Here is a 12,606-nt window from a genome sequence, read left to right as displayed (position 1 = left end):
CCTTGGCATTGTGCCACGTCAACCATATGACGGCCCAAAGGAGCTTCGCAACCCCTCTCCTGCTCATTCAGGCGGAAGAGAGTAACTGTTTGATTTGCTGCAGCGTGGCGGGGTCGTCGATGGTGGTCAGGTCGCCCGGGTCGCGCTGCTCGCACACGGCCTGGATGGCACGGCGCAGCAGCTTGCCGCTGCGCGTCTTGGGCAGGCCGCTCACGAAACGCACGCGCGCTGGCCGCGCCAGTGCGCCGAGCTGGTCGGCCACCATCTTCATGATCTCGCCTTCGAGCTTGAGTGCCGCATCGGCGTCGCCCACGGCCTTGCCGTCCTTGGGAACGACGAAGGCCATCGCGACCTGGCCCTTGAGCGCGTCGGCCACGCCCACCACGGCGACCTCGGCCACGTTGGCGTGGCCCGAGATGCTCTCCTCGATCTCGCGCGTGCCGAGGCGGTGGCCCGCCACATTGATCACGTCGTCGGTGCGCCCGAGGATGTAGAAATAGCCGTCTTCGTCGCGAATGCCCCAGTCGAAGGTCGAATAGACCATCTTGCCGGGCACGCTCTTCCAGTACGTGTTGACGAAGCGCGCATCGTCCTTCCATACGGTCTGCATGAAGCCGGGCGGCGTCGGGCCTTCGACCACCACCACGCCCTTCTCGTTCGGGGCGGTCAGTTCCTCGCCGGTCGATTCATGCAGGATCTTGATGCGGTAGCCGTACATCGGCACGCCCGGGCTACCGAACTTGCTGGGCTTGGCCTCGACGCCGTTGGCGATGGTGATCATCGGCCAGCCCGATTCGGTCTGCCAGTAGTTGTCGATGATCGGCACGCCCAGGCCTTCGCTGATCCAGCGTGCGGTGGGCTCGTCGAGCGGCTCGCCCGCCAAAAACAGCGCGCGCAGGCTCGACAGGTCGTACTTCTTCAGCAGTGCCGGGTCCTGCTTCTTGAGCACGCGCACCGCGGTGGGGGCGCTGAACATCACCGTCACCTTGTATTTCTCGACCAGGCGCCACCAGATGCCGCCGTCGGGCTGCCGGTCGATGCCTTGCGTGGGCAGGCCCTCGTACATGATCGTCGCCATGCCCGCGATGAGCGGGCCGTAGACGATGTAGCTGTGGCCCACCACCCAGCCGATGTCGCTGGTGGAGAAGTAGGTTTCGCCGGGCCGGCCGTCGAAGATGTGCTTCATGCTGGCGGCCAGCGCGACCGCGTAGCCGCCCACGTCACGCTGCACGCCCTTGGGCTTGCCGGTCGTGCCGCTGGTGTAGATGGTGTAGCTGATGTCGGTGGAGGCGAGCCATGTGCAGGGCACCTTGGCGTCGAGGTGCTTGCGCCTGAGTTCGGCGGCCAGATGGTCACGGCCGGCAGTCAGGTCCATGGATGCAAGGCCGCGGTCCGTGAGCAGCACCGCCGAAGGCTTGTGTTTCGACAGGCGGATCGCCTCGTCGAGCAAGGGCTTGTACGCAATGACCTTGCCGCCGCGCGAGCCCGCGTCGGCGCTCACGATCACCTTGGGCTCGGCGTCCTCGATGCGCGTGGCCAGCGAGCCGCTGGCGAATCCGCCGAACACCACGCAGTGGATGGCGCCGATGCGCGCGCAGGCCAGCATCGCGAAGGCGGCCTCGGGAATCATCGGCATGTAGATGAGCACGCGATCGCCCTTGCCCACGCCGAGTTCGATCAGGCTGGCGGCGGTGCGCTGCACCTCGGCATGCAACTCGTTGAAGCTGTAGCTCTTCTCGACGCCGATTTCGGTGGAGACGAAGACCAGCGCGGGCTGATCGCCCCGCGCGGCCAGATGCCGGTCGACCGCGTTGTGGCACAGGTTAGTCGTGCCGCCGACGAACCAGCGCGCAAAAGGCGGCTGGCTGGCGTCCAGGATCTGTTGTGCGGGGTCTTGCCAGTCGATCAGCTTCGCCTGCTCGGCCCAGAAGGCCTCGGGCGCATCGACGGATTGGCGATAGAACTCTTCGTAGCGGCTCATCTGGGTATGTCTCCTGTTATTCATTCGGGTCTGGCGGCACCACCAAAACTGAATTCATAATTATGGAGACCGATCTTGCAGCAAGCTGACGGCCGGAACAATCCGGCCGAGCCCTGCCTCCCGCCGCAGATGCGCTACCGGACGAGCGAAAGCAACTCAGGAAATGCGGGGTGTTCCGCCGTGCGCAGCCACTCGAAGCCGACCATCTCGGTCGTCACGAGTTCGGCGCCGGCACCGGCCAGCCGGTCGAAGGCCGCGTCGCGGTTGCGCTCGGTGCGCGAACTGCAGGCGTCGGTGACGACCCAGACTTCAAACTCGTCTTCCAGCAGGTCGAGCGCGGTCTGCAGCAGGCAGACATGAGCTTCGCAGCCGGCGATCACGATGGCGTTGCGCTCCTCGGCCGCGGCGGCGGGCTTTTGCAGATGCTTGGGCAGGCTGCGCGCATTGCCCTGCGGTGCCTTGGCCGGCACGCGCAGCCACTCGCCCAGGCCTTCCTCCACGCCGCTGAAATGCATCTTCGACAGGGTGCGCTGGCACAGCGCGCGGATGTCGGGCAGGTTTTCGCCAAGGCTGGAAGGGTTGTGCTCGGTGCCGAACACCGGCACCTGGAACAGGTGCGCCATCTTGCCGAGGCGCACCGCGTTCTGCGCGACGGCCTCGCCCTCGAAGATCGCCGGCATCAGCCGCGCCTGGTAGTCGACCAGAACGAGTTGGGAGAGCGAGGCGTCGAGCAGCATGAGCGGTGTCTTTCAGGTATCGGTTGAGTTGGGCTGAACCGTACCACCGAAAGGACCGCCTCGGGCTCTCTAGACGCGCGCCCGCCGGCACGGGCCGTCTGCCGGCATCGAGGCACGCCTAAACTGCGGCGCATGAAGATGTTCTCCAAGCGGGCGTGCCTCGCGGCGCTGGGCCTCGGCGCCGCGCTGCTCGCCGTGGCCTGCGGCGGCGTGCGCAAGGCCGCGGTGCCGATGACGACTTCACTCGAAAAGAGCAGCTGCGCACGCGGCGAGGTCGACACGCTGCTGGTGATGCTTCCCGGCGCCTACTCGGCGCCCGGCGAGTTCGAGCGCGAGGGCTTCGTGCGCGCGGTCCGCGAGAACCGCATCGCGGCGGACGTGATGCTGGTCGACGCTCATCTCGGCTACTTCAACGACAAGAGCATCCTCGACCGCCTGAGCGCCGACGTGGTCGCGCCGGCGCGCGGCCAGGGCTACCGCCACATCTGGATCGTCGGCATTTCCCTCGGCGGTTTCGGCGGAATGCTCTATGCGCAGACGCACCCCGGCGAACTCGCGGGGCTGGTGACGCTCGCGCCCTATCTCGGCGAGCGCTCGCTCGGCACGGACATCGCCAACGCGGGCGGCCTCGCCAGGTGGAACGGGCCGCTGGTCGACCCGGCCGCGAGCCCTCCGCGAACGCCCAACGAGACGCAGCTCTGGCAATGGCTGCGCGGTTACGCGGGCTTCACGAACACGACAGGCGCGCGGCCGCCGCTCTATCTGGGCTACGGCGTGGACGACCGCTTTGCCTTCAGCAACCGGCTACTGGCGAACGTGCTGCCGCCCGAGCGCGTCTTCACGACAGAAGGCGGCCATGACTGGCCTGAGTGGAACCACCTCTGGCGCCGGATGCTGCCGACCTTGCCGCTGCCAGGTTGCCCCGGCTGAAAATCCGCACCGAACTCAGTTCGGCCGCAGGCGCAGCAGCTTGCCGTCGGCTTCGTCGGTGAGCACGTAGAGCAATCCATCCGGCCCCTGCTTCACGTCGCGGATGCGGGCGCGGCCCTCGGCCAGCAGCTTGTGCTCGGCGACCACCTTGCCGCCTTTCAGCTCGATGCGGTCGAGATAGCCGAACTTGAGCGAGCCCACGAACAGGTTGCCCTTGCAGCCCGCGCCATAGCGGTCGCTGGTCAGGAACGCCATGCCGGACGGCGCGATCGACGGCACCCAATAGTGCAGCGGCTGCTCCATGCCCTCCTTGGCCGTAATGCCGTCGCCGATCTTGCCGCCGCCGTAGTTCTCGCCGTAGGTGATGACGGGCCAGCCGTAGTTGCGGCCGGCCTGCGGAATGTTGATTTCGTCGCCGCCCTGCGGCCCGTGCTCGGTCATCCAGAGGCGGCCGTCGGGCGCGAGCGTGGCGCCCTGCCCGTTGCGGTGGCCGTAGCTCCAGATCTCCGGCAGCGCGCCCGCCTTGCCGACGAAGGGGTTGTCCTTGGGCACCGTGCCGTCCTTGCCGATGCGCACGATCTTGCCCAGGTGGTTGTCGAGCTTCTGCGCGTCTTCCTTGCGGCTGAAGCGCTCGCCCAGCGTAAGGAACAGCGTGCCATCGCGCGCCTCTACGATGCGGCAGCCGAAGTGGTTGCGGCTCGCGACCTTGGGCTGCTGGCTGAAGATGATCTTCAGCTCCTCGAGCTTCGTGCCGTCGGCCGACAGATTGGCGCGGGCCAGCGCGGTGCTGTTGGCCGAACCGCCGGCATCGGGTTCGGAGAAGCAGAAGTACAGCGTGCGGTTTTTCTCGAAGTCGGAGTCGGCCAGCACGTCGAGCAAGCCGCCCTGCCCGCCCGCCGCGATAGGAGGCAAGCCCGCGATGGGCGCCGCGATCTTCCCGTCGGCACCGACCAGCCGGAGGCGGCCGGGCCGCTCCGTCACCACGAAACGGCCGCCCGGAAGGAATGCGATGCCCCACGGGTTTTCAAGACCGGTAGCCACCGTTTCAGGCCTCATCTGCGCCGCGGCGGTGGCGCAGAAACCGATTACCGTGACAAATGTCCAGAGACAAAGAGAAGCAGAAAGTGTTAAGCGCGGCAAATTCATGGATTTTCCGTGAAGTTGAAGCGATCTTGACGAGAAATAGCGACTGAACCCAGCAAGAGCGTCGATCAACCCGAGGTCCGAGGGCCCTTTCACGGTCAACCGCTTATGGGCCATAAACGTTCGCCGTTACATTTTTTCTTTGATTGGATTGAAATTTTTTATGTAAATCAATGACTTACAGATGAATTCGCTAATTCTGTTTAAATTGACATAACCGCGCGTCATCAATATCCTACGCGCCATGCGTTTTTTCGTCCTTCCCGCGTCCCTTCTAATTGCCGTCGCTGTTCATGCGGCCCCCCAACAAGACAAGACCGATGACGAGTTGGCACGAATGCTCGCCGACAAGGGCATCATCGGACAGCTCAAGCAGGTTCGCCAGACCGTCACCGAACGCACTTCGGATCTCGTGGTGACCGCCATCGGCTTCCTCGGCGTTCCATACCGCCGCGGCGGCAACACCGCCGAATCGGGTTTCGATTGCAGCGGCTTCGTTCGCGCCATGTACAACCAGACCGTGGGCCACATGCTTCCGCGCCGCGCCGAAGAGCAAGCCGCCGCCACCGAGAAGATCGATCGCAGCCAGCTCAAGCCCGGCGACCTCGTGTTCTTCAACACCATGCGCCGCGCCTTCAGCCATGTCGGCATCTACGTCGGCGAAGGCAAGTTCATCCACTCGCCCCGCTCCGGCGCCCAGGTTCGCGTGGAAGACATGAACGGAAGCTATTGGCAACACCGCTTCGACGGCGCCCGCCGCGTGCTCGGCGGACCGACGGAAGAAGTCAAGGCTGCGGCTCTCGCCAACACCGGCAACTGACCCCTCCAAGTCAGGACGAAAAAAATCCCGCTTCAGCGGGATTTTTTCATGGGCGCTCGATTGCGCCCTGGGTCATGCGGCCTTCTTCGCGGGCGGCAGGTCCGTGCAGGTGCCATGCGCCACTTCCGCCGCCATGCCGATGCTTTCGCCGAGCGTCGGGTGCGGGTGGATGGTCTTGCCGATGTCGATCTCGTCCGCGCCCATCTCGATGGCCAGCGCGATCTCGCCGATCATGTCGCCGGCATGCGTGCCGACGATGCCGCCGCCGAGGATGCGGTGCGTTTCGGCATCGAACAGCAGCTTGGTGAAGCCCTCGTCGCGGCCGTTGGCAATGGCGCGGCCCGAGGCCGTCCAGGGGAAGTGCCCCTTTTTGACCTTGATGCCTTCGGCCTTGGCCTGGTCCTCGGTGAGGCCGACCCACGCCACTTCGGGGTCGGTGTAGGCGACGCTGGGGATCACGCGGGCGTTGAAGGCGGCGCTGGACAACTCCTTGTCGCCCTTCTGCTCGCCGGCGATGACTTCAGCCGCCACGTGCGCCTCGTGCACCGCCTTGTGCGCCAGCATGGGCTGGCCCACGATGTCGCCGATGGCGAAGATGTGGGGCACGTTGGTGCGCATCTGGATGTCGACCGGGATGAAGCCCCGGTCGCTCACCGTGACGCCGGCTTTCTCAGCGCCGATCTTCTTGCCGTTCGGGCTGCGGCCCACGGCCTGCAGCACGAGGTCGTAGACCTGCGGTTCCTTCGGCGCGTTCTCGCCCTCGAAGGTGATCTTGATGCCCTCCTTCGTGGCCTCGGCACCGACCGTCTTGGTCTTGAGCATGATGTTGTCGAAGCGCGGCGTGTTCATCTTCTGCCAGACCTTCACGAGGTCGCGGTCGGCGCCCTGCATCAGGCCGTCGAGCATTTCGACCACATCGAGGCGCGCGCCGAGCGTGGAATACACCGTGCCCATTTCGAGGCCGATGATGCCGCCGCCCAGGATCAGCATGCGCTTGGGGTCGGTGCCCATCTCGAGCGCGCCGGTCGAGTCGACCACGCGCGGATCCTTCGGCATGAACGGCAGGCTCACCGACTGCGAGCCGGCCGCGATGATCGCGTTGCGGAACTTGACGGTCTGCTTCTTGCCGGTGGTGTCCCAGCTCGTGCCGGAGGTTTCTTCCACCTCGAGGTGGTAAGGATCGATGAAGTTGCCGACGCCGCGCAGCACCGTCACCTTGCGCATCTTGGCCATGGCCGTGAGGCCGCCTGTGAGCTTGCCCACCACCTTGTTCTTGTGACCGAGCAGCTTGGCGCGGTCGACCGTGGGCGCAGCGAAGCTCACGCCGAGGTCGGCGAAATGCTTCACCTCGTCCATCACGGAAGCCACGTGCAGCAGCGCCTTCGACGGGATGCAGCCGACGTTCAGGCACACACCGCCGAGGGTAGCGTAGCGCTCGATCAGCACGACCTTCAGGCCGAGGTCGGCGGCACGGAAGGCGGCCGAGTAGCCGCCAGGGCCGGCACCGAGCACGATCACGTCGCATTCGACGTCGACCTTGCCGCCGTACGTTGACACCGGCGCAGGCTTGCTCCCTCCCCCGCTGGGGGAGGGTTGGGGTGGGGGCACGGCGGCGCTCGCGGGAGCAGCAGCAGGCGCGGGCGCAGCAGGTGCAGGCGCTGCCGCAGCGGCACCGTCGACTTCCAACGTCAGCACGACCGAGCCTTCCTTGACCTTGTCGCCCACCTTCACGGCCAGCGCCTTCACCACGCCGGCAGCGGACGACGGAATCTCCATCGAGGCCTTGTCCGATTCGACCGTGATCAGCGACTGCTCGGCCTTGACCGTGTCTCCTACATTGACCAGCACCTCGATCACTGCCACTTCGTCGAAGTCGCCGATGTCGGGCACCTTGATTTGTTGTTCGCTCATTTGGACACTTTCAGTTTGAGTGTGAGAACGTCGACCGGTGGGGCCGAATTGCGATCGAATTCGCAGGCGGCGGCAATGCCCGCCTCCGCCACGTCGCGCGAGTTGCGCGACTTGATGTCATAGGCCGCGTGCATGGCGCCGAGCGCAAAGCTGCGTCCCGAGCCGATGGCCCAGAACTCCTTGAACTCGAACACCTCGCGGTAGCTGTAGATGCCGTAGATGCCGCTCTGGTTGACCATCAGCATCGTGAACTGGCTCGACTCGTAGGGCTCGTGCTCGTCTTCCTTGGTCTGCATGAAGAACGTGTCCTTCAGCACCGGATGCAGCATCGTGAAGGTGCGGAAGATCTCGTGCTTGCTGCCGAACAGCAACTGCTCGCGCGGCTGCGCGGCCAGCGCGTGCTGCAGCACCAGGAAATGCGCGGCGGCGCCAGCCACCGCGAACAGGCTCTGCCCCGCCGCATCCTCGACGGTGAAGATCTTCTGGTTGGCTTCGGCGCGGTGCGAAAGCCGCGTGTCGCCGAAGGTCACCAGAGAATCGGCTGCCATCGTGACCTGGCCGCCCTTGCGGACGGCCACTACCGTGGTCATAGCAGGATTCGACGGTAGTCCGCGAGCACTTGCCCCAGGTAGGCGTTGAAACGCGCAGCCAGGGCGCCGTCGATCACGCGGTGGTCGTACGACAGCGACATCGGCAGCGTCAGGCGCGGCACGAATTGCTTGCCGTCCCACACCGGCTTCATCTGGCCCTTCGAGAGGCCGAGGATGGCCACTTCGGGAGCGTTGATGATCGGCGTGAAGTGCGTGCCGCCGATGCCGCCCAGCGAGCTGATCGAGAAGCAGCCGCCCTGCATGTCGGCCGAGCCGAGCTTGCCGTCGCGCGCCTTCTTGGCGAGTTCGCCCATCTCGGCGCTGATCTGCAGGATGCCCTTCTTGTCGGCATCCTTGAGCACCGGCACCACGAGGCCGTTGGGCGTGTCCGCCGCGAAACCGATGTTGTAGTACTGCTTGTAGACGAGCTGATCGCCGTCCAGGCTGGTGTTGAACTCGGGGAATTTCTTCAGCGCCGCGACCACCGCCTTGATGACGAAGGCCAGCATCGTGACCTTCACGCCCGACTTCTCGTTCTCCTTGTTGGTGGAGACGCGGAAGGCCTCGAGTTCGGTGATGTCGGCTTCGTCGTTGTTGGTGACGTGCGGAATCATCACCCAGTTGCGGTGCAGGTTCGCGCCGCTGAGCTTCTTGATGCGCGACAGGTCCTTGCGCTCGACCGTGCCGAACTTCGTGAAGTCGACCTTCGGCCATGGGATCAGGCCCAGTGCAGCACCGTCGCCGCCACCGGCCGGTGCCTTGGCCGCCGAGGCCTTGGTGCTGGCCTGACCGCTCATCACGGCCTTGGTGAAGCTCTGGATGTCTTCCTGCGTGATGCGGCCCTTGGGACCGGAGCCTTTGACCTCTTCGAGCGGCACGCCGAGTTCGCGCGCGAACTTGCGCACCGAGGGCGATGCGTGCGGCAGGCTGGCGCTGGGGGCGACCGTCGGCTGATGAGCCGGAGCGGCGGCGGCTGCAGGCGCCGATGCGGCAGCCGGTGCGGGTGCACTGGCGGTTGCGGTTGCCGGTGCGGCAGCCGCTGCCTGGGTCGGCGCCGGAGCAGCAGCCCCTGCAGTGCCTTCGAGCACCGCGATCAGGTCACCGATGTTGACCGTGTCGCCCACCTTGACCTTGAGTTCCTTGAGCACGCCCGCAGCCGATGACGGAATTTCCATCGAGGCCTTGTCCGACTCCACCGTGATGAGCGACTGCTCGGCCTTGACCGAGTCGCCCACCTTCACGAGCACTTCGATGACGGCGACGTCCTTGAAGTCGCCGATGTCGGGCACCTTGACCTCGACCGGGCCGGAGGTCGCCGGGGCTGCCGCGGGAGCAGCCGGCGCGGGGGCCGCTGCGGCCGGCGCAGGAGCCGGTGCCGCTGCCGGAGCAGCCGCGGGCGCCGGGGCTGCTGCAGCACCCGCTCCCTCGGCCTCGAGCACGAGCACCACCGAGCCTTCCTTGACCTTGCTGCCGACCTCGACCTTCAGCTCCTTGACCACGCCGGCGGTCGACGACGGAATTTCCATCGATGCCTTGTCCGACTCCACCGTGATGAGCGACTGCTCGGCCTTGACCGTGTCGCCCACCTTCACGAGCACCTCGATCACCGCGACTTCATCGAAATCGCCGATGTCCGGCACCTTGACTTCCACTGCTGCCATATCGTTTGTCTCCCGCCCTGAGGCGCCGTTTCGTTCGTTGATTGTTGAGGGTCAGGCGTAGAGCGGGTTGACCTTGTCGACATTGATGCCGTACTTCTTGATCGCTTCCACCACCTTGGCCACCGGCACGGTGCCATCTTCGCTCAGCGCCTTGAGCGCAGCCACCACGATGTAGTGGCGGTTGATCTCGAAGTGTTCGCGCAGCTTGTTGCGGAAGTCGCTGCGGCCGAAGCCGTCGGTGCCCAGCACCTTGTAGTTGCGGCCCTTCGGGATGAAGGGACGGATCTGCTCGGCGTAGGCCTTCATGTAGTCGGTCGAGGCGACCACCGGGCCGGTGGTGGGCGCAAGCTGCTCGGCCACGAAGGGCACGCGCGGCGTCTGGTCCGGGTGCAGCAGGTTCCAGCGGTCGGCGTCCTGGCCGTCACGCGTGAGCTCGTTGAAGCTCGGGCAGCTCCACACGGAAGCCGACACGCCCCAGTCCTTTTCGAGCAGCTCTTGCGCGGCAAAACTCTCGCGCAGGATGGTGCCGCTGCCCAGCAGTTGCACGGTCGGTGCCTTGGCCTTGAGCGCAGGGCCCTGCTTCGACAGGTACATGCCCTTGATGATCTGCTCTTCGGTACCGGGCTGGAGGCCGGGCATCGCGTAGTTCTCGTTGAGCAGCGTCAGGTAGTAGTAGACGTTGTCCTGCTTCTCGACCATGCGCTTCAGGCCGTGATGCAGGATCACGCCGACTTCGTGCGCGAAGGTCGGGTCGTAGCTCACGCAGTTCGGGATGGTGTTGGCCAGGATGTGGCTGTGGCCGTCTTCGTGCTGCAGGCCTTCGCCGTTCAGCGTGGTGCGTCCCGAGGTGCCGCCCAGCAGGAAGCCGCGGGCCTGCATGTCGCCGGCCGCCCAGGCCAGGTCGCCGATGCGCTGGAAGCCGAACATCGAGTAGTACACGTAGAACGGCACCATGATGCGGTTGTTCGTGCTGTACGACGTGGCCGCCGCGATCCAGCTCGACATGCCGCCAGCTTCGTTGATGCCTTCCTGCAGGATCTGGCCGGCCTTGTCTTCCTTGTAGTACATGACCTGGTCTTTATCGACCGGGGTGTACTGCTGACCGTGCGGGTTGTAGATGCCGATCTGGCGGAACAGGCCTTCCATGCCGAAGGTGCGGGCCTCGTCCACCAGGATGGGCACGACGCGCGGGCCGAGCGCCTTGTCGCGCAGCAGCTGCGTGAGGAAGCGCACGTAGGCCTGCGTGGTCGAGATCTCGCGGCCTTCGGCCGTGGGCTCGATCACCGACTTGAAGGTGTCGAGCGAGGGCACCGTGAAGCTCTCGTCGGCCTTGGCGCGGCGATGCGGCAGGTAGCCGCCGAGCGCCTTGCGACGCTCGTGCAGGTAGCGCATTTCCGGCGTGTCGTCGGCCGGCTTGTAGAACGGCAGCTCGGCGATCTGGCTGTCGGGAATCGGAATGTTGAAGCGGTCGCGGAAGGCCTTGATGTCTTCGTCGCCGAGCTTCTTGGTCTGATGGACCGTGTTCTTGCCTTCGCCGATCTTGCCCATGCCGAAGCCCTTGACGGTCTTGACGAGCAGCACCGTGGGCTGGCCCTTGTGGTTCTGGGCGGCATGGAAGGCGGCGTACACCTTCTGCGAGTCGTGGCCGCCGCGCTGCAGGCTCCAGACCTCGTCATCGGTCATGTGCTCGACCATCTTCAGCGTGCGCGGGTCACGGCCGAAGAAGTTCTTGCGCACGTAGGCGCCGTCGTTGGCCTTCATGGCCTGGTAGTCGCCGTCGTTGCACTCCATCATGATCTTGCGCAGCGCGCCGTCATGGTCCTTTTCGAGCAGGGCGTCCCAGCCCTTGCCCCAGATCAGCTTGACGACGTTCCAGTTGGCACCGCGGAATTCGCCTTCGAGTTCCTGGATGATCTTGCCGTTGCCGCGCACCGGGCCGTCCAGGCGCTGCAGGTTGCAGTTGATGACGAAGATCAGGTTGTCGAGGTTCTCGCGCGCCGCCAGGCCGATGGCGCCCAGCGATTCCACCTCGTCCATTTCACCGTCGCCACAGAACACCCAGACCTTGCGGTTCTCGGTGTTGGCGATGCCGCGTGCATGCAGGTACTTGAGGAAGCGCGCCTGGTAGATCGCCATCAGCGGCCCCAGGCCCATCGAGACGGTCGGGAACTGCCAGAACTCCGGCATCAGCTTGGGGTGCGGGTAGCTCGACAGGCCCTTGCCGTCCACTTCCTGGCGGAAGTTGAGCAGTTGCTCTTCGGAGAGGCGGCCTTCGAGGTAGGCGCGGGCATAGATGCCGGGCGAGACGTGGCCCTGGATGTAGAGCAGATCGCCGCCGTGGCTCTCGCTCTCGGCGTGCCAGAAATGGTTGAAACCGGCACCGAACATGCTGGCCAGCGAGGCGAAGGATCCGATGTGGCCGCCGAGGTCGCCGCCTTCGGGCGGGTGGATGCGGTTGGCCTTGACCACCATCGCCATGGCATTCCAGCGCATGTAGGCGCGCAGGCGTTGTTCGATCTCGAGGTTGCCGGGGCTGCGGGCCTCCTGCGAGGGCTCGATGGTGTTGACATAGCCGGTGTTGGCCGAGAACGGCATGTCGACCGTGTTCTGGCGGGCATGTTCGAGCAGTTGCTCGAGAAGGAAGTGGGCCCGCTCCGGACCCTCGCTCTGGATGACGGAGGACAGTGCATCCATCCATTCACGGGTCTCCTGGGCGTCCGCATCGTTTGCGGCCGAGCCGAACAGGTTCTCGGGATTTGCCGACATGCTTGTCTCTCCTTTTAGGGCTGTGGCTGTAATTTAAGTGCGCTGTGCAGCGAACGCGGCGGAGTTT

9 protein-coding genes are annotated in these 12,606 nt (G+C 65.3%); 2 read left to right on the top strand and 7 right to left on the bottom strand.

The window, feature by feature from the left end; genetic code table 11:
• Window positions 1-67: 67 nt before the first annotated feature.
• Both ASD05_RS25055 and ASD05_RS25050 read right to left on the bottom strand, forming a co-directional pair.
• Window positions 68-2,005 carry a propionate--CoA ligase gene (locus tag ASD05_RS25055; protein ID WP_082572324.1) on the bottom strand — a complete coding sequence of 646 codons (1,938 nt, stop codon included), beginning with the start codon at window positions 2,003-2,005 and terminating at the stop codon, window positions 68-70.
• Between the two features lie 110 nt (window positions 2,006-2,115).
• Complete coding sequence (locus ASD05_RS25050) at window positions 2,116-2,718, bottom strand: isochorismatase family protein (RefSeq protein ID WP_056598079.1); 603 nt, start codon at window positions 2,716-2,718, stop codon at window positions 2,116-2,118.
• Window positions 2,719-2,850: 132 nt separating this feature from the next.
• On the opposite strand from ASD05_RS25050, the gene ASD05_RS25045 reads away from it, so the two are divergent.
• Window positions 2,851-3,648, top strand: a complete 798-nt coding sequence (locus ASD05_RS25045; RefSeq protein WP_082572322.1) for an alpha/beta fold hydrolase — start codon at window positions 2,851-2,853, stop codon at window positions 3,646-3,648.
• 15 nt (window positions 3,649-3,663) lie between these two features.
• Here the strand turns inward: ASD05_RS25045 and ASD05_RS25040 are convergent, their stop codons facing one another.
• A complete protein-coding gene (locus tag ASD05_RS25040; RefSeq protein WP_056598077.1) occupies window positions 3,664-4,794 on the bottom strand; it encodes a PQQ-dependent sugar dehydrogenase in 1,131 nt (376 codons plus the stop codon).
• Window positions 4,795-5,035: 241 nt separating this feature from the next.
• Here ASD05_RS25040 and ASD05_RS25035 point away from each other — a divergent pair, with 241 nt between their 5' ends.
• On the top strand, window positions 5,036-5,611 hold the full coding sequence (locus ASD05_RS25035) for a C40 family peptidase (protein ID WP_056598075.1): 576 nt from the start codon (window positions 5,036-5,038) through the stop codon (window positions 5,609-5,611).
• A 72-nt stretch (window positions 5,612-5,683) separates the two neighbouring features.
• Here ASD05_RS25035 and lpdA read toward each other — a convergent pair whose 3' ends face one another.
• Genes lpdA through aceE form a run of 4 tightly spaced genes read right to left on the bottom strand, consistent with a single transcriptional unit; the run spans window position 5,684 to window position 12,539 of the window.
• Window positions 5,684-7,522 carry a dihydrolipoyl dehydrogenase gene (gene lpdA / locus ASD05_RS25030; protein WP_056598073.1) on the bottom strand — a complete coding sequence of 613 codons (1,839 nt, stop codon included), beginning with the start codon at window positions 7,520-7,522 and terminating at the stop codon, window positions 5,684-5,686.
• Entirely contained in the window at window positions 7,519-8,112 is a 594-nt protein-coding gene (locus tag ASD05_RS25025) for an MFS transporter (protein WP_056598072.1), read from the bottom strand. The genes lpdA and ASD05_RS25025 overlap by 4 nt, the downstream gene beginning before the upstream one ends.
• A complete protein-coding gene (aceF, locus tag ASD05_RS25020) occupies window positions 8,109-9,773 on the bottom strand; it encodes a dihydrolipoyllysine-residue acetyltransferase (protein WP_056598070.1) in 1,665 nt (554 codons plus the stop codon). The genes ASD05_RS25025 and aceF overlap by 4 nt, the downstream gene beginning before the upstream one ends.
• A gap of 51 nt (window positions 9,774-9,824) precedes the next feature.
• Window positions 9,825-12,539, bottom strand: coding sequence for a pyruvate dehydrogenase (acetyl-transferring), homodimeric type (gene aceE, locus ASD05_RS25015; protein ID WP_056598068.1), 2,715 nt, complete (start codon window positions 12,537-12,539; stop codon window positions 9,825-9,827).
• Window positions 12,540-12,606: the final 67 nt, after the last annotated feature.

Origin of the sequence: Variovorax sp. Root434 (genome assembly GCF_001426595.1) — a bacterium.
In the GTDB taxonomy this organism is placed as follows: Bacteria; Pseudomonadota; Gammaproteobacteria; order Burkholderiales; family Burkholderiaceae_C; genus Variovorax.
Note: the sequence above shows the minus strand (reverse complement) of the source record. Positions and strands in the feature narration are given on the sequence as shown.

Excerpts from the sequence above, each read along its gene's own strand:
- ASD05_RS25055 (WP_082572324.1), bottom strand. The coding sequence starts at position 2,005 with ATGAATAACAGGAGACATACCCAGATGAGCCGCTACGAAGAGTTCTAT.
- ASD05_RS25050 (WP_056598079.1), bottom strand. The coding sequence starts at position 2,718 with ATGCTGCTCGACGCCTCGCTCTCCCAACTCGTTCTGGTCGACTACCAG.
- ASD05_RS25045 (WP_082572322.1), top strand. The coding sequence starts at position 2,851 with ATGAAGATGTTCTCCAAGCGGGCGTGCCTCGCGGCGCTGGGCCTCGGC.
- ASD05_RS25040 (WP_056598077.1), bottom strand. The coding sequence starts at position 4,794 with ATGAATTTGCCGCGCTTAACACTTTCTGCTTCTCTTTGTCTCTGGACA.
- ASD05_RS25035 (WP_056598075.1), top strand. The coding sequence starts at position 5,036 with ATGCGTTTTTTCGTCCTTCCCGCGTCCCTTCTAATTGCCGTCGCTGTT.
- lpdA (WP_056598073.1), bottom strand. The coding sequence starts at position 7,522 with ATGAGCGAACAACAAATCAAGGTGCCCGACATCGGCGACTTCGACGAA.
- ASD05_RS25025 (WP_056598072.1), bottom strand. The coding sequence starts at position 8,112 with ATGACCACGGTAGTGGCCGTCCGCAAGGGCGGCCAGGTCACGATGGCA.
- aceF (WP_056598070.1), bottom strand. The coding sequence starts at position 9,773 with ATGGCAGCAGTGGAAGTCAAGGTGCCGGACATCGGCGATTTCGATGAA.
- aceE (WP_056598068.1), bottom strand. The coding sequence starts at position 12,539 with ATGTCGGCAAATCCCGAGAACCTGTTCGGCTCGGCCGCAAACGATGCG.